The organism is Undibacterium sp. Di27W (assembly GCF_049340345.1).
GTDB lineage: Bacteria > Pseudomonadota > Gammaproteobacteria > Burkholderiales > Burkholderiaceae_D > Undibacterium.
The window spans coordinates 175,808-201,947 of record NZ_JBMPOS010000001.1 but is presented as its reverse complement, the minus strand read 5'-3'; the positions used below and the strand labels follow the sequence as shown (position 1 = coordinate 201,947).

24 protein-coding genes are annotated in these 26,140 nt (G+C 51.1%); 12 read left to right on the top strand and 12 right to left on the bottom strand.

Annotated features, from left to right (window positions below):
• Positions 1–3 precede the first annotated feature (3 nt).
• On the bottom strand, positions 4–660 hold the full coding sequence (locus tag ACO0LF_RS00835; protein ID WP_423011044.1) for a hypothetical protein: 657 nt from the start codon (positions 658–660) through the stop codon (positions 4–6).
• 19 nt (positions 661–679) lie between these two features.
• Between ACO0LF_RS00835 and ACO0LF_RS00830 the strand changes: the two genes are divergently transcribed.
• On the top strand, positions 680–904 hold the full coding sequence (locus ACO0LF_RS00830; RefSeq protein ID WP_423011042.1) for a hypothetical protein: 225 nt from the start codon (positions 680–682) through the stop codon (positions 902–904).
• A 101-nt stretch (positions 905–1,005) separates the two neighbouring features.
• Here the strand turns inward: ACO0LF_RS00830 and ACO0LF_RS00825 are convergent, their stop codons facing one another.
• Entirely contained in the window at positions 1,006–2,121 is a 1,116-nt protein-coding gene (locus ACO0LF_RS00825) for an SRPBCC domain-containing protein (protein ID WP_423011041.1), read from the bottom strand.
• On the bottom strand, positions 2,118–3,137 hold the full coding sequence (locus ACO0LF_RS00820; protein WP_423011039.1) for an acyl-CoA desaturase: 1,020 nt from the start codon (positions 3,135–3,137) through the stop codon (positions 2,118–2,120). Before ACO0LF_RS00820 ends, ACO0LF_RS00825 begins: the two co-directional genes overlap by 4 nt.
• Before the next feature lie 328 nt (positions 3,138–3,465).
• Here ACO0LF_RS00820 and ACO0LF_RS00815 point away from each other — a divergent pair, with 328 nt between their 5' ends.
• Positions 3,466–4,308: an HDOD domain-containing protein gene (locus ACO0LF_RS00815; RefSeq protein WP_423011037.1), complete on the top strand. Its 843-nt coding sequence runs from the start codon at positions 3,466–3,468 to the stop codon at positions 4,306–4,308.
• Between the two features lie 24 nt (positions 4,309–4,332).
• Here the strand turns inward: ACO0LF_RS00815 and ribA are convergent, their stop codons facing one another.
• The 4 genes from ribA to pepN form a co-directional block, all read right to left on the bottom strand.
• Positions 4,333–4,965 (bottom strand): GTP cyclohydrolase II, encoded by a 633-nt coding sequence (gene ribA / locus ACO0LF_RS00810; protein ID WP_423011035.1) that lies wholly within the window; start codon positions 4,963–4,965, stop codon positions 4,333–4,335.
• A gap of 288 nt (positions 4,966–5,253) precedes the next feature.
• Positions 5,254–7,131, bottom strand: coding sequence for a dihydroxy-acid dehydratase (gene ilvD, locus ACO0LF_RS00805; RefSeq protein ID WP_423011033.1), 1,878 nt, complete (start codon positions 7,129–7,131; stop codon positions 5,254–5,256).
• A 306-nt stretch (positions 7,132–7,437) separates the two neighbouring features.
• Entirely contained in the window at positions 7,438–8,439 is a 1,002-nt protein-coding gene (locus ACO0LF_RS00800) for a class 1 fructose-bisphosphatase (protein ID WP_423011031.1), read from the bottom strand.
• A 42-nt stretch (positions 8,440–8,481) separates the two neighbouring features.
• Entirely contained in the window at positions 8,482–11,160 is a 2,679-nt protein-coding gene (pepN, locus tag ACO0LF_RS00795; RefSeq protein ID WP_423011029.1) for an aminopeptidase N, read from the bottom strand.
• A gap of 418 nt (positions 11,161–11,578) precedes the next feature.
• Between pepN and ACO0LF_RS00790 the strand changes: the two genes are divergently transcribed.
• On the top strand, positions 11,579–12,214 hold the full coding sequence (locus ACO0LF_RS00790) for a DUF4136 domain-containing protein (protein ID WP_423011027.1): 636 nt from the start codon (positions 11,579–11,581) through the stop codon (positions 12,212–12,214).
• An 84-nt stretch (positions 12,215–12,298) separates the two neighbouring features.
• Here the strand turns inward: ACO0LF_RS00790 and ACO0LF_RS00785 are convergent, their stop codons facing one another.
• From ACO0LF_RS00785 to ACO0LF_RS00770, 4 genes are all read right to left on the bottom strand, one after another.
• Positions 12,299–14,545, bottom strand: a complete 2,247-nt coding sequence (locus ACO0LF_RS00785; protein ID WP_423011025.1) for a DUF1631 family protein — start codon at positions 14,543–14,545, stop codon at positions 12,299–12,301.
• A gap of 169 nt (positions 14,546–14,714) precedes the next feature.
• Positions 14,715–14,861, bottom strand: coding sequence for a hypothetical protein (locus ACO0LF_RS00780; RefSeq protein ID WP_423011023.1), 147 nt, complete (start codon positions 14,859–14,861; stop codon positions 14,715–14,717).
• Positions 14,862–14,872: 11 nt separating this feature from the next.
• Positions 14,873–15,847: a quinone oxidoreductase family protein gene (locus tag ACO0LF_RS00775; protein WP_423011021.1), complete on the bottom strand. Its 975-nt coding sequence runs from the start codon at positions 15,845–15,847 to the stop codon at positions 14,873–14,875.
• A 28-nt stretch (positions 15,848–15,875) separates the two neighbouring features.
• Positions 15,876–16,787 carry a DMT family transporter gene (locus ACO0LF_RS00770; RefSeq protein ID WP_423011019.1) on the bottom strand — a complete coding sequence of 304 codons (912 nt, stop codon included), beginning with the start codon at positions 16,785–16,787 and terminating at the stop codon, positions 15,876–15,878.
• A 216-nt stretch (positions 16,788–17,003) separates the two neighbouring features.
• Between ACO0LF_RS00770 and ACO0LF_RS00765 the strand changes: the two genes are divergently transcribed.
• Positions 17,004–17,174 carry a hypothetical protein gene (locus ACO0LF_RS00765; protein WP_423011017.1) on the top strand — a complete coding sequence of 57 codons (171 nt, stop codon included), beginning with the start codon at positions 17,004–17,006 and terminating at the stop codon, positions 17,172–17,174.
• A 74-nt stretch (positions 17,175–17,248) separates the two neighbouring features.
• Here ACO0LF_RS00765 and ACO0LF_RS00760 read toward each other — a convergent pair whose 3' ends face one another.
• Positions 17,249–18,886 carry a helicase HerA-like C-terminal domain-containing protein gene (locus tag ACO0LF_RS00760; protein WP_423011015.1) on the bottom strand — a complete coding sequence of 546 codons (1,638 nt, stop codon included), beginning with the start codon at positions 18,884–18,886 and terminating at the stop codon, positions 17,249–17,251.
• A gap of 130 nt (positions 18,887–19,016) precedes the next feature.
• On the opposite strand from ACO0LF_RS00760, the gene ACO0LF_RS00755 reads away from it, so the two are divergent.
• From ACO0LF_RS00755 to rng, 8 genes are all read left to right on the top strand, one after another.
• Positions 19,017–19,742: a YebC/PmpR family DNA-binding transcriptional regulator gene (locus ACO0LF_RS00755; protein WP_423011013.1), complete on the top strand. Its 726-nt coding sequence runs from the start codon at positions 19,017–19,019 to the stop codon at positions 19,740–19,742.
• Between the two features lies 1 nt (position 19,743).
• Positions 19,744–21,018 carry a phosphoribosylamine--glycine ligase gene (purD, locus tag ACO0LF_RS00750; protein ID WP_423011011.1) on the top strand — a complete coding sequence of 425 codons (1,275 nt, stop codon included), beginning with the start codon at positions 19,744–19,746 and terminating at the stop codon, positions 21,016–21,018.
• A gap of 108 nt (positions 21,019–21,126) precedes the next feature.
• Positions 21,127–22,026 (top strand): oxygen-dependent coproporphyrinogen oxidase, encoded by a 900-nt coding sequence (hemF, locus tag ACO0LF_RS00745; RefSeq protein ID WP_423011009.1) that lies wholly within the window; start codon positions 21,127–21,129, stop codon positions 22,024–22,026.
• The gene (nadD, locus tag ACO0LF_RS00740; protein ID WP_423011007.1) at positions 22,017–22,691 is read left to right on the top strand and encodes a nicotinate (nicotinamide) nucleotide adenylyltransferase; all 675 of its coding nucleotides are present in this window, start codon (positions 22,017–22,019) and stop codon (positions 22,689–22,691) included. Before hemF ends, nadD begins: the two co-directional genes overlap by 10 nt.
• Before the next feature lie 4 nt (positions 22,692–22,695).
• Positions 22,696–23,439 carry a ribosome silencing factor gene (rsfS, locus tag ACO0LF_RS00735; RefSeq protein ID WP_423011005.1) on the top strand — a complete coding sequence of 248 codons (744 nt, stop codon included), beginning with the start codon at positions 22,696–22,698 and terminating at the stop codon, positions 23,437–23,439.
• A 97-nt stretch (positions 23,440–23,536) separates the two neighbouring features.
• The gene (rlmH, locus tag ACO0LF_RS00730; RefSeq protein ID WP_423011003.1) at positions 23,537–24,007 is read left to right on the top strand and encodes a 23S rRNA (pseudouridine(1915)-N(3))-methyltransferase RlmH; all 471 of its coding nucleotides are present in this window, start codon (positions 23,537–23,539) and stop codon (positions 24,005–24,007) included.
• A gap of 20 nt (positions 24,008–24,027) precedes the next feature.
• A complete protein-coding gene (locus ACO0LF_RS00725) occupies positions 24,028–24,645 on the top strand; it encodes a Maf family protein (protein ID WP_423011001.1) in 618 nt (205 codons plus the stop codon).
• A gap of 21 nt (positions 24,646–24,666) precedes the next feature.
• Entirely contained in the window at positions 24,667–26,139 is a 1,473-nt protein-coding gene (gene rng, locus ACO0LF_RS00720; RefSeq protein ID WP_423000407.1) for a ribonuclease G, read from the top strand.
• Position 26,140: the final 1 nt, after the last annotated feature.

The window sequence follows — 26,140 nt, the reverse complement described above, 5'->3', positions numbered from 1 at the left end:
ACTTTAATCACAAGCGCCTATCGCACTGCAAGCAGGGAAGGTTCTCTGCTTTTTCTGGGTAGTGCATTTGCCAGCCTTAGCGTCGCAGTTGATGGTATAAGTCGTTTCCAATACATCGACCCAGCTACCAACTTCACATTGTTGCGCATCTTTTTTATTGCCTTTGAAATCAGATTCACTGCGTGTCAATAACTGTATCGTGCCTGGCTTGACAGGTTTCACTTCAAAGCTTTGCGCCTGATCCTGAAACTTTTCAGCCAGATAGGTTTTGGCATTCTGTTTCAAGTCAAAAATAGCATAGCCATCACCAGGTGCCTCGCCCAGGCAACTTTGCTGGCTGCCTATGGCAATACGCATACTGGTTTCAGGCAAAGCCTGGCTTCTGCTAGCGATCTCTGTCAATTTTTTCATGTCGCTTTTCGCGAAAAAGACAGAGCGAAATTGATCCACGCCTGCATCAATATCATCGCTATGCGCAGTCCGCACTTCGCGCAATTGCAGCAAGACATGCTCTCCCAGGTCTTCAAATTCAAGCTGCACTACGCCTTCAGGCAAAGGGGGCAAATCTTCGCCTGCTTTTTCTACTCCATGTGACTTCAATTGCCGAGCATTAAATTCATCTATTGATTTGCGCAAAGCCTGTTCGTCATAGGTCTTCATGGCCGCTTGCAGGTTGACTATGAAACTGTCAGCAGTTTCCGACTTGGCTGCCTGGGCTGCTGGTTTTATCGCTGGGGTACTGGCCGCCACTGCGGAAGCAACAGCACTCTCTGCGGACGATGATGCCGACGCAGTTGTTGCCTGTTTTTCACCACAGGCAGATAGTGCAACAGCAATCACCAGCAAACAAGAAAATCTGGTAACACTGGATGTATTAAAAGAAAACATCACATTTAACCCTTAGCTATGCAAAGCAGTGATTCTAAATCCAGTGGCACTTTAATGTGTGAAAATACCTGTCTGTCTTATTGAGAAAAAATACTGCATAGTAAAACCTACTTATCCTTACTGGCTTGCCTGTACCTCCATGCTGGATGTCGTCTTATGATGATCACTTTCCACGGCTCTTTTTTGATAAAAGTTCAAAATAACTTCTTCAAAATCAGTAATCAATACTCTGGCGATGAGATCGGCGTACCAGTTAAATTCTGTGCTGACCCTGTAGCGCATCTGTATCTTCAATTCCGTCGTTCGTGCAGACTGAGGTTTCAGGGAATAAGTCGTATCCAGGATATCGAAATAGCGACCACCTATCATGACATGATCATCAAGCGCATTTGGCGGAAAAGAATCAGGATAAAAATGATAGCGCCAGACCACATATTGATTTTCTACCCAGTCAGTGGAAACCTGGTCAAAATAAACTGACTTGTTCATCCTGATACTACGCACCAAACCAGTTGCAGTTTCATGAGTAACACCGGCGACCGGCAAGGGTACACCTATCCGATACATCCAGGCTTGCCCGACCTCATCTTGTCGTATATTTTCTGCATGGTGCAATTGATGCCAGATTTGCTCCGGTGTCGACTGTACCAGTATCGTCCTCTCCAGCACGGCAATGCGTTGCAGGTCAGGCTCGCCAGGCGGGATGATGCCCAATAGCAGTGGCAGCAACACAAAACTTCCCACAGCCTGTTTTGGCCAGTTAGTGGTACGGCAGATCACGCCCATCAGCAAGCCACCTAACGCACCGACCAGGGCAAATAGAGGGATGATAATGATGGCGCAGATTGCCCCTTCAATAAAAATCGCCATTGTTCCAAGCACAAACAGGAAATTGGCAATGATGGGGCCGCCAATATAAAAACTCCAGCTCCTTCGCCTCTTACGCTCGGCAACAAAGACCGTCGTTGCACCAACTGCCATAGGCACCAACAAGACAAAAGAACCAGCCATCGCAGTATAAGCAGTCTCAGGCTTCCCTGAAAAAACCAGGCGCAAGATAATGCCTATCATTGCCCCAGCCAACAAAGGAACCCAGTTTGAAAATGGCAAAGTCTTTTTACCCGATGCCACCTCTTTACCTGACGGAGTGAACATAATTTCTTCGTCTTCATTATCCAATGAAGCGGCTGGTATCTCCATCAGATGCGGTGGCTGCTTTTTGTCTTCGCTCATATCATTCTCTCACTATGTTGAACCGTCGTTTCTCTGCCCGATTCCTTTTCTATACTTTCCCGACTGGCATGAAGCGAACTCTGGCTTAATTGTGTATGCAAATGTACATGCAACTCAGGTCGAAATGGCAAATCAGCAGGCAGCTTCAGATTGGATGCCAGGCCCATTTTCTGTAGCAGCATCAAAGCCCACCAACCTGGATCCCATTCCCCCTCCGCCAAACCCAGTCTGGCAGAACCTGGATAGGCATGATGGTTGTTGTGCCAGCATTCACCCATGGTCAGTAAAGAGACGAAGCGTATATTGTGGCCCTGCACTGCAGCCCCCTGGATTTCATAATGCATAGGCCCATGATTGTGGGCGAAATAGCCGATGAACCAGTGACCAAAGACGGTCGCCGTTACGCGGGCACAAACACCCCAGAAGACAAATGCCCAGCCACCCCAGGCATAAAACAGCAAGGCGATTGGTAGTTGTTGCAGCATCCAGGTTTTTTCCAGGAAGCGATAAAAGCCATCATTTGCTATAGATGCTTCCAGGTAGATTGTCGGAGGGTGCTGCAACTGCAAATCACAATGCAATTGCCACCATGCGTCGACCCAGATACTGCGTCCATGGCGCAGATAATCATGGCAATCAGGCAGGCGCTGTGCATAGTCGCGCAATTCATGTTGCCGCAATAAGCCTATAGGCCCGGCCAGGCCAACTTGCACGCCGAGATAAACCAAAAGATATTCCAGCCATAAGGGACAGGCAAAACTATTGTGTATGAGTTTGCGGTGACTACCCAGCGAATGGCCAAATAGCAAAACCACTGCAGCAGTAACGATGAATAGCGCAAAGGCTGTCCAGGAGAAATAATGCAGACCGCCTGCCACCGCAGCCAGTAGCATGCCACTAAACCAGATGGATTTCACAGGCGAATAATTGACTTTACCTGTTCGCACGCTAAGCACATCCGATGCCTGCACGCGATGGCAGGCCAGATCAGGAATAGGAAATTGCACTGTTTTCATAGAAGAATTCCAGGTAGAGAATAGCCTGCTTGGGCCACATCAGCGTCACTGCAAAAATGCATTGAAGGTGAAACATCAAATACATTAAGTTAATTAGCCAATTAACTAATTGGCTAATACAATAATTGATAATTCATCCTTTGTCAAAGATTTCAATTGGCTGTGAAATCATGCGATGGCAAGTTTGCAGGACCGGCCGGGCATCGCAGCTCTCACTGTTTATTTTCCTTATTTTTTTGTAGCAAATTGACACAGATAAGAAATATACAAGTTCATTTCTCATATTTCTGGCAAGCTATAAGAAATATTCTTCATAGGAGCCAGGTTTATGAATCCCATCTCTCTTGCCCAGATTATTGACAGTGTCCAGGACTTGCCGACCTTGCCAGCTATCGTGATGGAATTGCTCAATAACATCGATGATGAAGAATTGAATATTCATGAGCTGGCACAAAAAGTCAGCCATGATATGGCGCTGACCGCCAAGACCTTGCGCTATGCAAACTCCCCCTATTACGCCACCATGATCAGGGTGACCACGGTGCAGCAGGCGATTTCATTACTGGGTTTGAGTACGGTGCGGCAAATCGTCATGACTGCGGCATTGACAGGCTGCTTTCCTGAAAATAATTGCCGGGGATTTAATCACAAGGAATTCTGGCGACACTCAAATGCTGTTGCCATCGCTGCCCGCATATTGGCGCGCCGGCTCAATTTCAATGTCGATGTGGCTTTCACGGCTGGCCTGTTGCATGACATAGGCGCGCTGGTATTGGCGACCTGCTATAGCGAAGCTTACGAGCAAGTGCTGGCGCAACGCCAGGAATTGCAAACGACGCAATATGAAACTGAAAAGCAGGTATTGGGAATTGATCACGCCCTGGTTGGCGAAACCCTGGCGGTACAATGGAATTTTTCAGAAGTCATGATCAAGGCCATCGCTGGCCACCATCATCCTGAAAAGCCCGGCCTGGGTTTTCTGGCGACCATCATCCATGTGGCAGATGGTATAGCCCATGCACTTGAGGTAACCACGACACCCGACCTGGCACCGCCAGAAATCACCGGCCAATCATGGGAAAGCCTGGGTTTGGACCAGGCTTTATTCGATGAAGTTTTGGCAGAGGCTGCCATAGAATTTGAGAAGCTGCAGGAAGCGGTTGAAGTATAAACCTGCACTGCGACTAGCAAGCGCTTATAAATCTGGCTGTATCAAATGCCCCAGCTTGGTCGCCTTGGTACTCAGGTAGCGCTCATTATAGGGATTGCGCTTGACGATCAAGGGGACATGCTCCTCCACCCTGACATTCATACCTTCCATCGCAGAAATCTTGCGCGGGTTATTGGTCATCAGGCGTACAGATTCTATGCCCAGATGCTTGAGCATGGGGTCACACAGGCTATAGTCGCGCAGGTCGGCGGCAAAGCCTAGTTTTTGGTTGGCTTCCACTGTATCAGCACCGTCGTCTTGCAGATGATAGGCACGCACCTTGTTGAGCAGACCTATGCCACGCCCTTCCTGGCGCAGGTATAGCAAAGCACCACGCCCTTCCTGAGCGATTTTTTGCAGGGCCAGTTCCAGTTGCGGGCCACAGTCACAGCGCTTGCTGAACAAGGCATCACCGGTCAGGCATTCTGAATGTATGCGCGCCAGCACGGGCTGGCCATCAGCTACATCGCCGAGAGTCAGGGCGATATGCTCTTTGCCCGTTGCCGTTTCGACAAAAGCATGCATGCGAAAAGTTGCCCAGGTCGTGGGCAGATTACAGGAATCAACATATTCCAGGGCCTGCTTACTTAATTTGACAGGCTGGTCATTGCTTAACATACAATTCTCGCGGATTCTTTTTATGGATTATTGCCTGGCATAGCGCCATCAGTGGCTTTGATAACACCAGCCAAGGCTAGAGTATAAACGAGACAGGCATTTTCTACCTGCCACTGCGAACGGGCGTTTTATTCTTAATCAAACCTAATTGTAGCTATATAGGGTCAGCATCCTTAAAAGCAAGTAGCTGCCGGAGTAGAGGGTTTCCACGAAAAAAAGGGCACCTGCTTTTCAGGGTGCCCTCATTCTCTCAGCTTAGCAAGCAGACAAGCTGCTTACATTAAAACTTTATCTACGCTGCAACTGCGTAATATCCCTGACCGCGCCACGGTCAGCCGATGTGGCCAAAGCAGCATACGCCTGCAAGGCTTGTGAGACATAACGCTCACGGTCTACTGGCTGCCAGGCTTGTGGGCCGCGTGCTTCCATGGCGGTTCTGCGTTGAGCCAGATCGTTGTCGCTGACTTTAAGATTGATGGTACGGGCCGGAATATCGATCTCTATGATGTCGCCCTCCTCCACCAAGCCTATGGTTCCACCTTCAGCAGCTTCTGGTGAGGCATGGCCGATGACCAGGCCGGAAGAACCACCAGAGAAACGGCCATCAGTGAACAAAGCGCAGGCTTTGCCCAGACCTTTGGATTTGATATACGAAGTTGGATACAGCATTTCCTGCATGCCAGGGCCACCTTTAGGGCCTTCGTAACGGATGATGACGACATCGCCTTCATGCACGGTGTCACCAAGAATAGCTTCTACCGCAGAGTCCTGGCTTTCAAACACACGGGCCTTGCCTGTGAACTTCAAGATACTTTCATCAACACCTGCGGTTTTGACGATGCAGCCTTTTTCTGCCAGATTGCCGTACAGGACCGCCAGGCCACCATCTTGCGAATACGCATGGGCTTTGTCGCGTATGCAGCCAGCTTCACGGTCAATATCGAGGCTGTCAAAACGTTTGTCTTGCGAGAAGGCAGTCTGGGTAGGCACGCCACCCGGTGCGGCACTGAACAGTTTGCGTATCGCGGGATTGTCAGTCACGGCAATATCGTTTTGCGCAATCGCATCTGCCATGGTCGGGCTATGCACGGTAGGGCGTGTGGTATCGAGCAAACCCGCGCGTGCCAGTTCACCGAGGATAGAGATAATGCCGCCAGCGCGATGTACATCTTCAATATGGTATTTATCGGTCATCGGCGCGACCTTGCACAGGCAAGGTACTTTGCGTGAGATGCGGTCGATATCTGCCATCTTGAAATCCACACCTGCTTCATGCGCAGCAGCCAGCAAATGCAAGACAGTATTGGTAGAACCGCCCATGGACACGTCGAGTGCCATAGCGTTTTCAAAGGTTGCCTTGTTGGCGATGGAGCGTGGCAGGATGGAATAATCATCTTGCTCATAATGGCGCTTGGCCAGCTCAACCACCAGACGGCCTGCGCGCAGGAATAATTCCTTGCGGTCGGCATGCGTCGCCAAAATCGTGCCATTGCCTGGCAGGGACAGACCCAGTGCTTCGGTCAGGCAGTTCATCGAATTTGCCGTAAACATACCAGAACAGGAACCACAGGTAGGACAGGCAGAACGTTCTATACGGCCTATCTCTTCATCCGACACATTGCTGTCGCCGGCCTTGATCATGGCATCGACCAAATCGATTTTCACTATCCTTTGTTCGCCAGTCTGCTTGGGATGCAAAGTCTCCAGCACCTTGCCCGCTTCCATGGGGCCACCGGAGACAAACACGACAGGGATATTCAAACGCATGGCGGCCATCAGCATGCCGGGCGTGATCTTGTCGCAGTTGGAGATGCAAACCATGGCATCAGCACAGTGGGCATTGACCATGTATTCAACAGAATCAGCAATCAATTCGCGTGAAGGCAGTGAGTACAACATGCCACCATGGCCCATGGCGATGCCGTCATCCACGGCGATGGTATTGAATTCTTTTGCTACACCACCCGCCGCTTCTATCTCCCGCGCCACCATCTGGCCCAGGTCTTTGAGATGCACATGGCCAGGCACGAACTGGGTGAATGAATTGACGACGGCAACGATAGGCTTATCGAAATCACCATCTTTCATGCCAGTCGCACGCCACAGGGCGCGGGCACCGGCCATATTGCGGCCATGGGTGGTGGTACGGGAACGGTATGCGGGCATGTCTGACTCCAGGCTGGCGATAAATGAAAAAGTTATATCAGCATGCGCTTGGGGCTACGATATGTCAAATATGGAATTTATTGCAAATTAGGTCGTTTTACATATAAGACCAAAAAACTCACCACAGAGGCACGGAGACACAGAGGTGCACAGAGAAAACCAAAACTCTTTTAAAAGGTATTTAGATTTTCTCTTGTCTTTCTCGGTGTCTCTGTGCCTCTGTGTTGAGAGGTCTTTACTCAAATCAGGAGTAACCATAAAAAAACGCGAAGCTCACACTTCGCGTTTTTAAGAATCATGACTCCATCATTCCTGATGGTATTGCGTCACTCTTTCCACTTCATTTTTTGAACCCAGGAACACCGCCACACGCTGGTGCAGTTTTTCTGGCTGGATATCCAGCATACGTTGCTTGCCATCTGTCGATGCGCCACCAGCCTGTTCGACGATGAAGGACATGGGATTAGCTTCATACATCAGACGCAGTTTGCCTGCCTTGTCCGGTTCACGCTTGTCAGCCGGGTACATGAAGATGCCGCCGCGGTTCAGGATGCGGTGTACGTCAGCGACCATGGAGGCGATCCAGCGCATATTGAATTCTTTGCCGCGTGGGCCAGTGCTGCCTGCCAGCATTTCATCGACATAGCGCGTGACTGGTGGATACCAGTGACGGGTATTGGAGGCATTGATGGCGAACTCTTTAGTATCTGTCGGGATTTGCATATTGCGTTGTGTCAGCACCCATGAACCCATTTCACGGTCAAGGGTGAAGCAATTAACGCCATTGCCTGTCGTCAGAACCAAGACCGTTTGCGGGCCATATACGGCATAGCCAGCGGCGACTTGCTTGCTGCCTGGCTGCAAAAAGTCTTGCTCGGTTGGTTTGCCCATGCCGTCAGGTGCTTTCAATACCGAGAAGATGGTACCGATGGAAACATTCACGTCGATATTGCTGGAGCCATCGAGTGGATCAAACAAGAGCATGTATTCGCCCTGAGGATAGCGATTCGGTATCGGATGTATGCTTTCCATTTCTTCCGATGCCATGGCTGCCAGGTGGCCGCCCCATTCATTGGCTTCGAGCAGGATTTCATTCGACAGGATGTCGAGCTTCTTTTGCACTTCGCCCTGGATGTTTTCGCTACCGGCTGTGCCCAGCACTTCACCTAATGCGCCCTTGCCTACTGCATGGCTGATGGTCTTGCAGGCGCGCGCGACGACTTCGATCAGCAGGCGTAGCTCTGCCGGTATCGAATTATTCAGCCGTTGTTCTTCGACCAGGTATTGGGTCAGGCTTACACGTTTCATGTTGATCTCTCGATTTTTTCAGTAATTCTTGTAAATATTTATTCAAGAAGCAAGTGCCTTGCTGACGACTTCCAGCACGTCTTTCGACAGCTTCTTGGTATCTGCAACTTTTTGCAGTGCTGCCTTCATATGTGTTTGCAGGCTTTCTGGATATTTTTTCCAGCGGTCCATGCTGCGTGCCAGGCGTGCTGCGACTTGTGGATTGAGCTTGTTGAGTGCAATCACCAGTTCTGCCCACAAGGCGTAACCACTGCCATCAGCGGCGTGGAAGCGGGACGGATTGGCATTGCAGAAAGCAAACGTCAAACTGCGCGCACGATTAGGATTGTTCAGTGTGAAGGCTGGGTGCGTCATCAACTCACGCACCTTGGCAACATCCGTAGTACGTGCAGTTGCCTGCAACATGAACCATTTGTCGATGACCAGGGCTTCTTTCTTGAAGTCTTTATAAAAGGCTTTCAAGGACTTGGCTGCCGATTTGGCTTGCTTATCATTGCCACTGAAGTTAGTCAGTGCAGTCAAAGCTGCCAGGCGGTCAGTCATGTTTTCTGCTTCGTCAAACTGGGTTTTTGCCAGCTCAAAAGTAGATTCGTCCGACCATTCCAGCAGATAAGACAGGGCCAGGTTTTTCAAACCACGTTTAGCCATGGATTCTGCATCCGGGCTGTATTTGCCTGGGGTCAGATGGCCTTCGTAAGCACTCAGCAAATCAGCGCGCAGATGTTCTGTGATGGTGGCGCGGGCAAACTGGCGTGCGGTATGGATGGCTTGTGGATCTACGACCTTGAATTCTTCAGCGATCATGGCTTCGGATGGCAGTGTCAACACCAGCTCACGGAAAGCTGGGTCCAGGCTGGCATCGTTCAGGGTAGCGCGCAGGGCTTCGATGAACATGCTGTCCAGGCTCAGTTCTTCGCCTTGCTGTACTGCAGTCGTCAGTTTGACCAAACGACGGGTGGCCAGGCGCTGGCCTGCTTCCCAACGATTGAAAGGGTCACTGTCATTGGCCAGCAAGAGACCCAGTTCTTCATCGCTGTAGTCGATTTCCAGCACAACTGGTGCAGAGAAATTGCGCAACAGGGATGGTACTGGTTTGCTGCTAACACCCGTAAATACAAAAGTCTGGCTGGCTTCTGTCAATTCCAGCACCAGACTGGTCGCACCAGCCTGTGCTTCGTACGCAGCGCTATGCAAAGGAATATCCTTGCCATCTGCACCCAGCAAGCCCATGGCAACCGGGATGTGGAAAGGCAGTTTTTCTGCCTGGCCTGGTGTAGCCGGGCAAGACTGGCTCAGGGTGATGGAATAAGTCTGCGCTTCTGCATCATAAGTCGCTTCCACCTTCACGCGTGGAGTGCCGGCCTGACTATACCAGCGTTCAAACTGTGTCAGGTCACGGCCACTGGAATCTGCCATGGCAGCGCGGAAGTCATCGCATTCAACGGCCTGGCCATCATGACGTTCAAAATACAGATCCATGCCTTTGCGGAAGCCATCGTGGCCCAGCAAGGTGTAATACATGCGCACGACTTCTGAACCTTTTTCATAAATCGTGACAGTGTAGAAATTATTGATTTCTACGAAAGAATCAGGCCGTACAGGATGGGCCATAGGGCCTGCATCTTCAGAGAACTGTACCTGGCGCAGCAGACGTACATCTTCTATGCGCTTGACGGCACGGCCTGTGGCTGTGCCTACCAGGTCGGCAGAAAATTCCTGGTCACGGAAAACCGTCAGGCCTTCTTTCAGCGACAACTGGAACCAATCGCGGCAAGTGACGCGGTTGCCGGTCCAGTTATGGAAATATTCATGACCAACGACGGATTCTATGCCTGCATAGTCAACGTCAGTAGCGATAGATGGATTTGCCAGCACGAACTTGGTGTTGAAAATATTCAAGCCCTTGTTTTCCATCGCGCCCATATTGAAGTCGCCAGTGGCAACGATCATGAAGCGGTCCAGATCCAGCTCCAGGCCAAAGCGTTCTTCATCCCAGCGTATGCTGTTCTTCAGGGAATCCATGGCGTGTTGAGTCTTGTCCAGATTGCCGTCTTCTACCCAGACTTGCAACAAGGCTTTACGGCCAGATTTCAACTTATAGTCTTCTTCCTGGCAAACCAGCTTGCCAGCCACCAGAGCGAACAGGTAAGAAGGTTTTTTGAACGGGTCTTCCCACTTGGCAAAATGACGGCCATCACCGAGATCACCTTCTTCTATCAGATTGCCATTGCTCAACAGCACAGGGAATTTTTTCTTGTCGCCACGCAGCATAACGGTGTATTTCGCCATGACATCAGGACGGTCAGGGAACCAGGTGATCTTGCGGAAACCTTCTGCCTCGCACTGGGTAATAAAGTTACCGTTGGATGCATACAGGCCGGACAAAGAGGTATTCTTGAGCGGATTGATCAGAGTTTCGATTTCCAGCGTGACTTCGTCCGGGGCATTAGCGATGCGCAGGGTCTCGCCTTCTATCTTGTAAGCAGACTTTTTGAGGTTCACGCCATTCATGCGCAGTTGCAGCAATTTCAGGGATTCGCCAAACAAAACCAGGTCTTTCTCGCTGCTATCATGATTGCGGCGCATGGTCATGCGGGTGGCTACGTGAGTAGCACTCAGATCAAGGTCGAAACCCATCTCTACGGTGTCTACCCAAAACCCCGGGGCTATATAGTCTTTACGAAAAATTGTCTCTGGCTTGCTGGCAGTATCGTTACGCATGGATGGAATATCTCGCGAAAATAAGTTGAATGACAAAGTCTTATGGACCCTGCAAAGACCACCATTTTACCAAGCTGTGTCATTACAAGTACAAAAGTAGTCTGAATAGACCCCAATTAGCACAGAAAGTTTGGTCAAATTGTGGATTTTATACTCACAATTCCTGACTAAGCGTAGCAAATCAAAGAATATCTTTAGGCGATTGTCAGCCACGTCGATATTCCGCAACTTATCTATCAACTTATCTATCAACTTATCTATCAACTTATCTATCAACTTATCTATCCATTTATGTCTGACTTTATCTATAACACAGACAGTCACAAAATCGTTACAACACGTTACAGTAAGAGCAACAATATTGGCCAATCGGGCATATCATGGAGGGATGACACACATCAGCATCAAGGAGTAGAACATGAAAAAATTAAGCCTCTTTCTTACCCTGGTTTGCAGCCTGATATTGAGCGGTTGCGCGACGACATTCAGTAGCCAGGTCAGCGTCTTCCATGAGTGGCCAGGCAGCACTCAGGATAAATCATATATTTTTGAACGTGCCCCGGGCCAGGAAAACAATCCCGAGCATCAATTATATGAAGACTTGCTGCGCAGCCGCTTGCAAAACCTGGGGTTCAAGGAAGTTACTGTGGGCACAAGCCCGAGCTTGAAGGTCGAATTGCAGTACGCTACGACACTCAGGGAAATCCAGTATTCACCATTCTGGCAACCCGGCATCTATGACCCGTATTGGGGCCTGCATTTCAGCCGTGGCATTTATCGCCGCCATTATATTTACTATCCACCTTACTGGGGCTGGCCTGGTTACCCCAGAGGCTGGATGGATATCAGCATGCGTAGTACCTATCTGCACCAGTTGCAAATCCGCATAACGGAAATGAATGGCAATAAAAAACTGGCTGACATCAAGGCCAGCTCTGAGCAGTTGAATCCTGAAATTTCGCTTTATCTGCCTTACCTGATGGACAGTGCCTTGAAAGACTTCCCGGGCAAGAATGGTAGTACAAGTAAAGTGGAATTGACCGTCAATCAGTAAGCTGACCAACTGAGCTGACCATCTAAGCTGGCTATAAAACCAGCAGATCCATGCACAATGACAGGCTAGAGCCTGTCATTGTGATTATGTTGCAGGAGGATCGCGTAGCGCCTCTACCAGGGCACGGTCGACTACCGATTCTGCGACGATTTGTATGGCCCTGCCTTCGCGGAACTGGGTGATCAACTCTTCACTGGATACCGAGAAGGCATCATGCCCCTGGCGGTTGGTGAAGATGTAGCGAGTACGCTTGGGGCTGACCCAGGCCAGTTTGAAGCGGGTAGTCACGCCATTTTGCCGTGTGAAATCGACCCAGATACCGCGTTCCATAGATTCTATAACACGTGCCCACTCATCGACTGGTTGTTCTATCTGATCTTGCACATGGCGGTTCAGGCGTTTTTCACTGGCGCGCTGGGCGATATTAACGGCAATTTCCAGTTGGCGACGCGGTGAGAATTCCAGTGGTGCACGGGCAATGGCAGCATGCCGCTCGGCCAGCTTGGAAAAGAAGATGACGCGCTCAGGCTCATCCCATTTGATCGCATTGAGCCAGGCATTCAGTAGCGACAGCATGGCTGGCAGCTTGCTGACCAGCTCCTTGCGCTCTTCTGCACTATTCTTGGGTTTCAGGCTCCAGATCAGGTCATCCATCGTCCTCAGAGCATTTTCCAGGGCGTTGGGTTTTTCTTCCTTGACGTTATGCGAGATCGTCAAGATCCTGATCCATTGCTCCTTGAGGAAAGTTTCCAGAAAACCAGCCACTTCACCGGTTTCCACCCGGATGGCGACATCGTTTTCGGCAAATTCACGCGCCAGGCGCATTTTTTCCTGCTTCAACGCAACGGCTACTGGCTCGCTGATGGCGACCTCAGTTTGCTGCTCTTCTTCTTTCAGGAAAGCTTCAAGATCAGCAACAACGTCAGAAAACAATTCTATCTGCTGGTCAAAATCCTGCTGCACCCGCTCGACTATGCCCTCTATCATTTGATAGAGAGGGTCTTCTGCCGTGGTGTCGCTATTGAGCAGGACGCTGGATTTTGCCAGGGTATCGATCAATACCCGTGCTGGATGGCTTTCCTTGAAAAAGAAATCCTTGTCCAGCAAAGCGACCTTCAGGGTGGGTATCTGCAACTGACTGATGAGGTTTTTGATATCTGCCGGTATGCTTTTGTCATTGAAGACATAATCAAAAATACGCGCCAGTAACTCTATGGTGCTTTGATCTATATGCGTCAGGCCGCCAGCATTGGGCTGCTGCGATAATTGCCGCAAATGCAAGGTATCCATGGGCATGGGATTGGCATTAAAGTCTCTTTGTACACTGGTCAGATAGTCGAAAAACTGTCTATCTATAGTCACCATGTCAGGGGCGTTGCCGCCGCCATGACCGCCGCCACCCTGGCCTGAGCCAAAGCCATTGCCGCCCCCATCCTGCCCACCGGTAAAAGGTATGCCGCCGCCGTCCATGGCAGGTGATCCACCGCCACCGCCACCGCCACCGCCACCGCCACCGCCAGTCACCGTATTGCCAAATGAGCCGGGCGGGGCATTGCCCGAGAAAATATTACGTAGCTTGTTTTCCAGATAGGGATCGCGATCGCTAATATCTTCAGAGCCAGAGATCATATTCTTTTTCTGTTTGTTACGATAACCATCATTCAGTTCAGGCAAGATACCGCGCTCAACCAAGGCCAGATTCAACTCACGATAAATTGCGCCCAATTGCAAGAATAGCTCAGGCTGTAACAAGCGCAATATCAGGTGATGCGTTTCGGGATTGGGCTCCAGTTCCATCCAGGCCTGGTGGACAGCTTTGACAAATAGCTCAGGACGAAAGGGATTTTGCGACACGCTGATGGGGGTACGACGCAAGACATGGCCTATGCGCACATTCAGTGCCACCAGTTGCTCGGCATTATTGACTTCCAGCGACTGACTCAAGTTGCGGCTGAGTACCTTGCTTTCCATTTCTTCAAAACTGACCAGGGAGAAATCCTGCTTGCCCTCATCCGTTCTGGCACGTTTGCGGGTATTGACGACGCTGACTTCCTTGGCAAGGGCGGCATTCACCTGCCCGGCAACCAGGCGGTAAAAGGTCGTGCCATTGCGCTTCAATTGCTGGTAGGCAGCAAAACTGCTGGCTACCTCTTCCGGCCTGACGGTTTGGTCAGACAGTTTGAACAAGGCCTCAGTCAGGCGGCCAGCAAATGCCTCAATTTGCGAAGAAACCAGGTTAGTGGCGATAGGCACCAGACTTTGCAGTATCAGCAAACGGCTAGAGCTGGAAAATTCACTCGTCTTGGCAGTATTTAGTGGAATGGTATCCATCGCTCTTTTTTATTATAGTTAAATTATCAACAAAATTCAGGCCGTAGAGCTGCAACTAAAAACTTGCATTTTGCCAAGCCAAGCAAGCTTACGCAATGCCAGCATCCACATCTACAGTGCCGCAAAACAACAAAACTAAAAAATAGTGTTTACGCGTCTTCCAAGCTGCTTAATTAGTATAGTAAGCCTCGGAGCCCAGTGTAATGGCAACGATGAGCATGACTGCAAAAATAAGGACAATAAGCAAGCGTCCAAACTTGGGGCTGCCATTCTCTTGCTCTACTTCTTTTTTTGATGGTGGTGTTACTTGTGTCATATATTCTTGCTTCAAGGAATCAATATACTGGAACCTGTCGTTTTTCTGGCTTCCAGCTCACGGTGGGCTTGCGCGACCTCACTTAAAGGATAGCGCTGGCGTATGTCTATTTTAACTTTGCCGCTCTCTACCATGGAAAATAAGTGCGCAGCCATTTGCTCAAGATCATCACGCTTGGCGGCATAACTCATCAAACTGGGGCGGGTAATGAATAAAGAACCGCGAGAAGCAAGCTCTCCCAGACTAAACGCAGGGGCCGGGCCAGATGCATTGCCAAAACTGACCATCATACCCAAAGGAGACAGGCAATCCAGAGAAGGGAAGAAAGTATCCTTGCCGATGGAATCATAAACGACCGGCACTCCTTTTCCATCTGTAATTTCACGCACTCGCTGAACAAAATTTTCCGTGTTGTAGTTGATGACATGGGCACAGCCATGGGCTTTGGCCAACTCACCCTTTTCATCCGAGCCTACCGTACCTATCATTGTGACGCCTATGGCACGTGCCCATTGACAGGCAATCAGGCCAACTCCACCGGCAGCGGCATGAAAAAGAATGGTTTCACCTCCCTGCAAGGGGAAAGTCCGGTGAAACAGGTATTGCACCGTCAAGCCTTGCAACATCATGGCGGCAGCAATCTCAAAACTGATGCTGTCCGGCAGCCGCACCAGATTATCCGCAGGCATGATACGGGCCTCAGCATAGGCACCGGTTGGCCTCCCTGCATAAGCGACTCTGTCACCAACCTGCACATATTTCACATCCGGCCCTATGGCCTCTACAATGCCCGCACCCTCCATGCCCAGACCACCAGGCAGTGCTTGTGGGTATAAGCCGGTACGGAAATACACATCAATAAAATTCAGGCCGCAAGCCTTTTGAATTACCAGCACCTCACCCGGGCCGGGGGTACCCAGCTCTACATCGACATATTCCATGACTTCCGGACCACCGGTTTGCTGTATGCGGATTGCCTTGACCATTTACCCCTCCTGAATAAGTTTTCTGTGTTTAGCTTTTTTTCCTGGACAGCAAATACATGCCGCCCATGACCAATACTGTCCCAGCCAGCTGCCAGCCCGTGATGGGTTCACCAATGAAGTAAGCGCCCAGGAACAAGGTCGATACCGGGCCTATCATGCCGGCCTGCGAAGCTGTCGCTGCACCTATGCGCTTGACGGCGATCATGGTCATGAACACTGGCAATACGGTACACATGATGGCATTTACTATAGACAATGAATATACAGCAAGCGGCTGCACCAGCATGCTGGCAGGACGCAAAATAAAAAACTGGCCTATGCAGGCGGCACTGGAAACACACATTGCATATGACACCAGCCTCAAGGAACCCAGTCTTTGCACCAGTTGACCCGACTGTATCAAATAAATGGCATACGAAATCGCGGCGCCCAGCACCAGCGCAGAACCCAGCAACACATACTCGCCACCCAATTTAAGGTCGTGGAAAAACACCAGCACGATGCCGAGGTAGGACACCAGCAAAGCTGCCCATTCCAGCTTACTGACGGCGCGTTTCAAAAAGAAGGCAGATATCAGCAAGACAAAGGAAGGTGTCAGGAACAGGATCAGGCGCTCCAGACCCGCGCTGATATATTGCAAGCCCAAAAAATCCAGGAAGGATGACAGGTAATAACCAACCAGGCCCAAAGCCACCAGTCGCCAGCGATCTGCCTTGCTCAGGCTACCCGCCTTATGCATTTGCCAGACAGCAATTGCAGCAAAAATGGGCAGGGAAAATGCCATGCGAAAACAGATCAAGGTCACTGCGTCAACGTTATAGCGGTAAATCAGCTTGGCAACGATAGCCTTGGTAGAAAAAAGAATGGCACCTGCCAGGGCGATGGCCAGGCCTGACAGGTAATGGCGGCGAGCGAGCAATTTCGATTGTTCTGTAAGCATAAATCTTTAAAAGAGAGCCAAAGTGTTACACGGCCAAAATCCATAATTTCACACATAAATTGCCGGGTAGAAAGCAAATAATTCCTCCTTGGAAAAGAACTAACAATTTTTCACACGGAATTTTACATTTGCTTGCCAAAATTGACTTTGTGTAACTATTAAACAATAGATATTTCATTACACTTAATTCATGAACCACATCGCAGGAGAAACCAAATGTACACGCCACGCTTACAATATGCAGATCAGCCAGTACTCCGCCCTCAACGTGCGATGACGGATATGCCACAAAGGCAGACAAAAAAAGTATCGCCCAAACAAAGCGATAGCTCCCTGAACAGTATCTTCAGGCGTCTGGCCAATAGCGGCAGCCAGGATCAGGAATAATTATGTTGGTCAGCAGAGCCGATAAGCTCTGCTGATCCTCTGCCCCGGCATGATTTCTTTTAGTGCCAGCAGGTTTACTTCTTCAAGATAGAGCCTAATACTCCGCGGATGATTTCGCGCCCTACCGTAGAACCCATGGTCCTGACCGTAGATTTGATCATGGTCTCAACCACATTGTCCTTACGTCGCAAACCGCCTCCACCGAGCAGGTTGCCGAATACACTTTTCAATGTATCACCGACGCCACCACCACTTGCCTGTGCCTGTGCGGGCCGAGCTGTATGTGCTGAACTGAATGCTGGCCTGGTTTGTGCTGAAGGGGACGGTGGCGTCGATGGGGCTGACGGCGCATTCCCCCAGCCATTGGCATCTGCGGCCGCTGGCTCGGGCTTGTTGTCTCGTTGCGGAATATCTTCCTTATCAGCGGCACGGGCTGCCACCCGGCCAGTCAGTTTTTCATACGCAGATTCACGATCTATGTGCTTTTCATACACACCGGCAACGATGGAGGTCTGCATGACTTGCTGACGCTCATCTGCCGTTATCGCCCCTATCTGCGACGATGGCGGCACAATCAATGCGCGTTGCACGATGTTGGGTCGACCTTTATCATCCAGGAAGGAAATCAGGGCCTCACCCACCTCCAGCTCGGCGATGACTGCCGCCGTATCGAGTTTGGGATTGGGGCGAAAAGTTTCTGCCGCCGCCTGCACTGCTTTTTGATCCCTGGGCGTATAGGCGCGCAAGGCATGCTGGACACGGTTACCGAGTTGCCCCAGCACGGTATCAGGAATATCCAACGGGTTTTGCGTAACGAAATACACGCCCACACCTTTAGAGCGTATCAAACGCACCACTTGCTCTATCTTTTGCAGCAAGACCTTGGGAGCCTCATCAAACAACAAATGGGCTTCATCAAAGAAAAACACCATCTTGGGTTGGTCGACATCACCCACTTCAGGCAGATGCTCATACAATTCAGACAGCATCCATAGCAAAAAGGTGGAATACAGGCGTGGTGACTGCAGCAATTGATCTGCCGCCAGGATGTTTACAAAACCGCGGCCATCACCATCCGTCTGCATCATGTCATCCAGGTTCAGCATGGGTTCGCCAAAGAATTGCTCTCCTCCCTGCTCCGAGATAGTCAGCAGCGAGCGCTGGATAGCACCGACACTAGCGGCAGAGATATTGCCGTATTCAGTCTGGAATTCAGAGGCATTTTCAGCCAGGTATTGCAGCATGGCGCGCAAATCCTTGGTATCCAATAACAGCAGGCCATGGTCGTCGGCGATCTTGAAAGCCAGCTGCAAGACACCTTCCTGGGTATCATTCAGATTTAGCATGCGCCCGAGCAGCAAAGGGCCGAGGTCAGATACCGTGGCGCGTACCGGATGCCCCTGCTTGCCAAACACATCCCAGAATGTCACCGGGCAAGCCTGCCATTTGGGTTCATCGAGTTGCAGGGCTTGCAGCCTTTGCTGCATCTTGCTGGTGGCACTACCTGCTTTGGCCATGCCAGACAGGTCACCTTTGACGTCTGCCATGAACACCGGCACGCCAATTCCAGAAAACGCCTGGGCCAGGGTTTGCAGGGTGACGGTCTTGCCGGTACCCGTGGCTCCAGTGATACAACCATGGCGATTGGCCCAGTCTGACAGTAAATTCAAGTCGAATTCGGTGTTTTTAGCGATCAACAAAGGTTTTGACATAGTTTTGGGAGGTGATTTGGGGAAGTCGGTCGGTGCCACTATGGTAAAATACTGGTCTTCATTATAAAACCAAGCCAGGCAAAATTGCCGCCCTCAGGGTGAGCTATTGTCAATTCAGGAAAGAGCGATCATGGCAGGACATAGTAAATGGGCCAATATCAAGCATAAAAAAGCAGCAACCGATGCCAAACGCGGCAAGATATGGACGCGTCTGATCAAGGAGATCACGGTTGCAGCACGCATGGGTGGTGAGGATGTGAATGCCAATCCACGCCTGCGTCTGGCAGTAGACAAGGCGGCTGACGCCAATATGCCTAAAGAAAACGTCACGCGCGCGATACAACGCGGCGCGGGCACACTCGAAGGCGCAAATTACGAAGAAGTACGTTATGAAGGTTATGGCATAGGCGGTGCCGCCATCGTGGTTGACTGCATGACCGACAACCGCGTGCGTACCGTGGCAGAAGTACGCCATGCCTTCAGCAAATACGGTGGCAATATGGGCACTGAGGGCTCGGTGGCCTTTTTGTTCCAGCATTGCGGCCAGATGCTCTTTGCCCCAGGCACCAATGAAGATGCCCTGATGGAAGCTGCTCTGGAAGCCGGTGCTGACGATGTCGTCACCGATGAAGAAGGCGGCATAGAAGTGTTGTGCGCGCCATTCAGCCTGCCTGACCTGCGTGCCAGCCTGGAAAAAGCTGGTTTCAAGGCAGAAGTTGCCGAAGTCGTCATGAAGCCAAATACTGAGACTGTATTTGCCGGTGACGAAGGCATCAAGATGCAAAAATTGCTGGATGCCCTCGAGAACCTCGACGATGTACAGGAAGTATTCACCAACGCCATCATAGAAGATTAAGATGAAATTACTCGTAGTCGGCTCTGGTGGCCGTGAACATGCCCTCGCCTGGAAACTGGCGCAATCTGAACGCGTACAAACTATTTTTGTCGCCCCCGGCAATGGTGGTACGGCTGCTGACAGCCGTCTGAAAAACATCAACATCACAGACCCGGTAGCCTTGGCAGACTTTGCCGAGCAAGAAAACATAGGCATTACCGTGGTCGGCCCTGAAGTGCCGCTGGCTGCTGGCATCGTCAATATTTTCCGTGACCGTGGCCTGAAAATCTTTGGCCCGACCAAGGAAGCCGCACAACTGGAAAGTTCCAAGGATTTCGCCAAGGCTTTCATGCACAGGCATGCTATTCCTACGGCTGAATACCAGACTTTCTCTGAGCTGGCACCTGCGCATGAGTACATCAATGCCAAAGGCGCACCTATCGTCATCAAGGCCGATGGCCTGGCAGCTGGCAAGGGCGTAGTCGTTGCCATGACGGCTGAAGAAGCACATGCAGCAGTCGACATGATGTTGTCTGACAATAAGCTGGGTGATGCCGGTGCGCGCGTGGTCATCGAAGAATTTTTGGCAGGCGAAGAAGCCAGTTTCATCGTTATGGTGGACGGCAAGAATATTCTGGCACTGGCAACCAGCCAGGACCACAAGCGTCTGCTCGACAACGACGAAGGCCCGAATACAGGCGGCATGGGCGCCTACTCCCCTGCCCCTATCGTGACGCCGCAACTGCATGCACGCGTGATGCGCGAGATCATCGTGCCTACGGTACAAGGCATGGCCAAGGATGGCATCGTATTTACCGGCTTTTTGTATGCTGGCCTGATGATTGATGACCAGGGCAATCCAAAAACTCTGGAATTCAATTGCCGCATGGGCGACCCGGAAACCCAGCCCATCATGGCGCGCCTCAAGACAGATTTCCTGCATGTTGTTGAACATGCTGTCAATGGCACACTGGACACCGTGGAACTGGAATGGGACAGGCGTACTGCCATGGGTATCGTCATGGCAGCCGCCGGCTACCCTGATGCCCCACGCAAAGGTGACAAAATCACTGGCATCCCTGCAGAAACAGCAGAAACTGTGACCTTCCATGCCGGTACATCTTTGAATGAAAAAACTTTGAATGTGACGGGTGGCCGTGTCTTGTGCGTAGTTGGCCTGGGCGATACTGTCAAGCTGGCACAAAAACATGCTTATGACGTGGTGGAGAAAATCCATTTCGACGGCATGCAATACCGCCGTGACATAGGCTGGCGTGCGCTGAACCGCAAGCATTAGCAATGGCCAGGTACACATATTCCATGTGTACAATCGGCTTTTTACAGTGGGTTGAGAATAGTCCAAAGACTAGTCCAGCCCCTTGTGTTTTTTAGAATAGACAGCAGAATGACGGATACACTCGCGGTTAAAAATTACTTCCTGGGCTTGCAGGCTGGTATAGTCGCGGCTCTGGAAGAAGTTGATGGCCATACTTTTATTACAGATAGCTGGGAACGCCCGGAAGGCGGCGGCGGTATCTCGCGCGTGATAGAAGAAGGCAAGGTATTTGAACGTGGCGGCGTGAATTTCTCCCATGTCATGGGTAAAAACCTGCCGCCATCCGCCGCTGCTGCCCGCCCTGAGCTGGCTGGTCGTCAGTGGGAAGCCATGGGTGTCTCGCTGGTCTTGCATCCGCGTAACCCCTATGCACCTACCGTGCACATGAATGTGCGCTTTTTCACCACCCGCGCCGAAGGCCAGGAAGATGTCTGGTGGTTTGGCGGTGGCATGGACTTGACGCCGTATTACGGTTTTACTGAAGATGCGGTGCATTTTCACCAAACCTGTAAAATGGCGGTCCAGCCTTATGGCGCAGACTTGCATACCCGCTTCAAGAAATGGTGTGACGAGTATTTTTACCTGAAACACCGTAAAGAAGCCCGTGGCGTAGGTGGTATCTTCTTTGATGACTTCAATGAGCAGGATTTTGCCAGCAGTTTTGCCATGATGCGCAGCGTCGGCGATGCCTTTATTCCGGCTTATCGCCCTGTCCTGGAACGTCGCAAAGACCAGGAATATGGCGAGCGTGAGCGTGATTTCCAGGCTTATCGCCGTGGCCGCTATGTAGAATTCAACCTGGTATTTGACCGCGGCACGCATTTTGGCCTGCAGTCTGGCGGCAGGACAGAATCCATACTGATGTCCATGCCCCCCATCGTCAAATGGCGTTATGACTGGAAACCGGAGGCAGGCAGCCCGGAAGCAGCACTGGCCACAGACTTTCTGGTACACCGGGAATGGGTATAGACACTGCGGTAGCACCTTGTATCCTGGTACTGGGTGGCAGCTTTGACCCTGTGCATCTGGGCCATGTCGCCCTTGCGCATAGCCTGGCAGCGGTATTTCAGCCGGATGAATTGCGCATCATTCCCGTAGGCCAGCAATGGCAAAAGAATGAGTTGCAAGCTACAGCAACACAAAGACTGGCCATGCTGAAGCTGGCTTTTGAAGACTGGCAACTCTGCCCTGTCAGGATAGATGAGCAAGAAATCATCCGCGCAGAACAGGGTAAAAGTAATTACACCATTGATACCTTGCACCAGCTACGCAGAGAAGTTGGCGATGAGGCATCACTGGTATTTGCCATGGGTGCAGATCAGTTGCAAAATTTGCACACCTGGCGCAATTGGCAGGCCTTGCTTGAAGTAGCGCATTTATGTGCTGCATCACGCCCGGGTTTCAGCCTCGATATCAGCAGCCCCGACATTGCTGACATCTGGAAGAAAAATGCCATCAGCGCCCTGGAAATGCGCACACGGCCAGCCGGTGGCACTTATCTGGAGAGAAATCTGGCGCAAGATGTATCTGCGACCCAACTACGTACTGAATTAAAACAGCATAACCCGACAACAAGATTGCTAGTCCCGCACAAGGTGCTAGACTACCTACAACAACAAACTATCTACCAATAAAAATATGGATATTAAAAAACTGCAAACTCTGGTCATTGACGCTCTGGAAGACGTCAAGGCACAAGACATACAATTGTTTGAAACCACCCACCTGACCAGTCTGTTTGACCGCGTTTGTATCGCCTCTGGTACATCCAACCGTCAAACCAAGGCTTTGGCCGCGTCCGTACGCGACAAAGTCAAGGAAAACGGCGGCACTATCATCAGTATGGAAGGTGAAGCGACTGGCGAATGGGTACTGGTCGATCTGGGTGATATCGTCGTCCACATCATGCAACCAGCCATCCGCGCTTACTATCGCCTGGAAGAGCTGTGGGGCGACAAGCCTGTCAAATTCGGCGCGGCCAAGCGTACTTCTGCTAAAAAGGTCGAGGTTGAAGAAGAAGACGACAAGCCTAAACGCGTCCGCAAAGTGGCTGGCAAGGCTGCTCCGCTGGAAGTCACGCATGACATGATGGCCATCCAGACCACGCTGGACGATGAAAAGAAACCAGCGCGCAAACCACGCGTTACCAAAACTACTGGCGATGCAGATGGCAAACCAGCACGCAAACCGGCAGCCCGCAAAGCCGCTGATGGCACTACTGCTGCCAAACCAGCCAAGATACCAACCGGTGGCCGTGTCAAAGTAGCAGCGACTAAAACTGCCGTTGCTTCTGCCAAGCAAGCCGCAGAAAAACGCACGGCCAATGCTGCTGCAGCGCCAGCAAAACGCGCTCCGGCACGTAAGAAAGCAACAGAGGAATAATTCTGTAAAAGCTCGATCCCAAATGGCTGCCTCGTGCAGCCATTTGTTTAAGTGAGACGCAGTTTCAAGACCCTATTTGCAGCAAGCAGAATAAAACATGCAATTGATCATCGCCGCCGTCGGCCACAAAATGCCCTCCTGGATAGAAACAGGCTTTCAGGAGTATGCCAAACGCATGCCGCCAGAATGCCGCGTCATCCTCAAGGAAATCAAACCGATAGAGCGCTCAGGCAGCAAAACGGCCGAAACCGTCATGGCCCTGGAGCGTACCAAAATCGAAGCCGTGATACCCAAGAATGCCCGCATCGTCGCCCTGGATGAACGTGGCAAGGACTGGACCAGCGTCGCCCTGTCGCAAAACCTCACTCAATGGCAGCAGGATGGCCGCGATGTGGTCTTCATCATCGGCGGTGCCGATGGCCTCGATGCAGAATTCAAGGCCAAAGCCGATACCCTGATACGCATCTCCAGCCTGACCCTGCCACATGGCATGGTCAGGGTACTACTGGCTGAACAGCTATATCGCGCCTGGTCAATTACCCAGAACCACCCTTATCACCGGGTATAAGTCATACCAAGGAGACCGCCATGCTAAAAGAAAATAAAATCTACCTGGCATCAAAAAGTCCAAGACGTCGCGAATTGCTGCACCAGGCAGGCATAGAGTTTGACCTCCTGCTGCTGCGCGATGCCGCACCGCGCGGGCCGGATGTGACCGAGATCGTTTTGCCCGGCGAAGCGCCAGAAGCCTATGTCAGCCGCGTCACCCAGGAAAAAGCAGACAAGGCATGGGAAATCATGCATCTGCGTAAAATGCTGCCACGCCCCGTGCTCGCCGCCGACACCACCGTAGTGCTTGGCAAGCAAATACTCGGCAAACCTGCCGACAAGCAAGAAGCCATACAAATGCTGAGCATGCTGGCGGGCCAGACACATATGGTACTGACCAGCATTGCCGTGCATTCTGCTCTGGGCAGTGCCGCTGTCACCCAATGTTCAGAAGTCAGTTTTGCAAAGCTGGATGAACAGCAGATTGTGGCCTACTGCAATAGCAATGAACCCTATGACAAAGCCGGTGGCTATGGCATACAGGGCGCAGCCGCCCGTTTTATTTCACACATCAAAGGGAGTTATTCTGGCATCATGGGATTACCTTTATTTGAAACCTGCCAGCTGCTGCGTCAGGCAGGTATCTTTATTCCCTAAATTGAAGTATCAGAGAAGCTTATGAGCGAAAACCTCCTCATCAATATCACCCCTCAAGAAACCCGCGTTGCCCTGATGTTCCAGGGCGCGGTACAAGAACTCCATATAGAACGTACATTGTCACGCGGCCTGGTCGGCAATATCTACCTCGGCAAAGTCGTGCGCGTCTTGCCTGGCATGCAGTCTGCGTTTATCGACATAGGCCTGGAACGCGCTGCCTTTTTGCACGTAGCCGACATCTGGGACGCCCGCTCGCAAGATGCCAATGGCAATACCAATGCACCGCTGACACCAATAGAAAAATTGCTGTTCGATGGCCAATCCGTCACCGTACAAGTTGTCAAAGACCCGATAGGCACCAAGGGTGCACGCCTGTCCACCCAGGTTTCCATCGCAGGCCGCATGCTTGTCTACCTGCCACAAGATTCGCATATAGGCATCTCGCAAAAGATAGAGAATGAAGCAGAGCGCGAAGCCCTGCGCACCAAAGTACAAAACCTGCAGCAGCCAGAAGAAAAAGGTGGTTTCATCGTCCGCACCATGGCAGAAGACGCCTCCGATGAAGACCTCAAAGCCGACGTCGATTACCTGCGCCGTACCTGGTCCACCATACTGCAACTGGCCAAGACCCAGCCACCGACTACCCTGCTGTACCAGGATCTTAATCTGGCACAGCGCGTCTTACGCGATTTCGTCAATGAAGAAACCGACAGCATACAAGTCGACTCGCGTGAAAATTACATCATGCTGCAAGAGTTCGCGACGCATTACATGCCGTCGGTACTCGGCAAGCTGCAACACTATATAGGCGAACGTCCACTGTTTGACTTGCATGGCGTGGAAGAAGAAATAGAACGTGCCCTGGGTCGCCGCGTCGATCTCAAATCTGGCGGTTACCTTATCGTCGACCAGACCGAGGCCATGACCACCATCGACGTCAATACCGGCAGCTTTGTCGCTGGTCGCAATTTCGATGACACCATCTTCAAGACCAACCTAGAAGCAGCCCACGCCATCGCCCGCCAGTTAAGGCTGCGTAACCTTGGTGGCATCATCATTCTCGACATCATCGACATGGAGAATGAAGAACACAAGACTGCTGTATTGTCCGAACTCAACAAGGCTTTGTCACGCGACCGTACCAAGTTATCCGTATCCGGCTTCTCAGCCCTCGGCCTGGTAGAAGTCACCCGCAAACGCACGCGTGAATCACTCGCCCATGTACTGTGTGAACCCTGCCCTGCCTGCAGCGGCAAAGGCCAGGTCAAAACCGCCCGCACCATCTGCTACGAAATCCTGCGTGAACTGCTGCGCGAAGCCAAGCAATTCAACCCCAGAGAATTCCGCATCATGGCTTCACAAGTCGTGGTCGACATGTTCCTCGAAGAAGAATCCCAACACCTGGCCATGCTCGGCGATTTCATTGGTAAACCGATTTCACTGCAAGTGGAGAATGTGTTTCATCAGGAGCAGTACGATATTATCTTGATGTGAT